Source organism: Sphingobium sp. MP9-4 (assembly GCF_005281675.1).
Lineage (GTDB): Bacteria > Pseudomonadota > Alphaproteobacteria > Sphingomonadales > Sphingomonadaceae > Sphingobium > Sphingobium yanoikuyae.
In genome coordinates this window covers 1-552 of record NZ_LUFI01000018.1, presented here as the reverse complement: position 1 = coordinate 552, position 552 = coordinate 1, and the positions used below count along the sequence as shown (strand labels likewise).

The following is a 552-nucleotide window of genomic DNA, read 5'->3' as shown; positions in this document are numbered from 1 at the left end:
ATCTGTCAGATTGGTACCGAACAAGTGCATCAGAGGTCCGTTAGCCCAGCTTATGATTTTGGGCACGAGCTCGGCAACCGTGATGGTCGCGCTTTGTGACCAGGCGTCGAGCGCAGCCCCAAGGGTGAAGCCCATGCCGAGGCCGCCAATCAAAATATTGCCATCGCGCTGAACAAGACGCTCTTGGGTCAGCCTTGCGAGAGCCTTCTCGGATTCATGATCTCGACTGCCCATCAACTCATCATCGCCAAACTGGATCGAGAACTCTGTCCCACACTGGAGGAGGTGAAGCTGGCCACCGCCCGGAATATCGGCAATATCGACCGTAATTATCGGGAGGCTTTTGTCCGATCCTGCCCCGTTTTCCTGTACTCCTTTCCTTTCTGGGGATGCGCCTCTGCCATTCCAGGCGTCATTGGAGGCAGGGGGCGACGACCGCGCAATGCGCGTTCCGCTATAGTTCATGGAATTCCTGTCGCGTTCTGGATCAAGCGCGCCGTAAACCGAAGTGGCGTCGATTACGCGGTGACACCGAACCATGCCTGCCTTTTG

1 pseudogene is annotated in these 552 nt (G+C 56.7%); it reads right to left on the bottom strand.

What is annotated here, in order from left to right:
* Positions 1–465: pseudogene (locus tag A0U87_RS03550) on the bottom strand (spermidine synthase); the annotation flags it as partial.
* Positions 466–552: the final 87 nt, after the last annotated feature.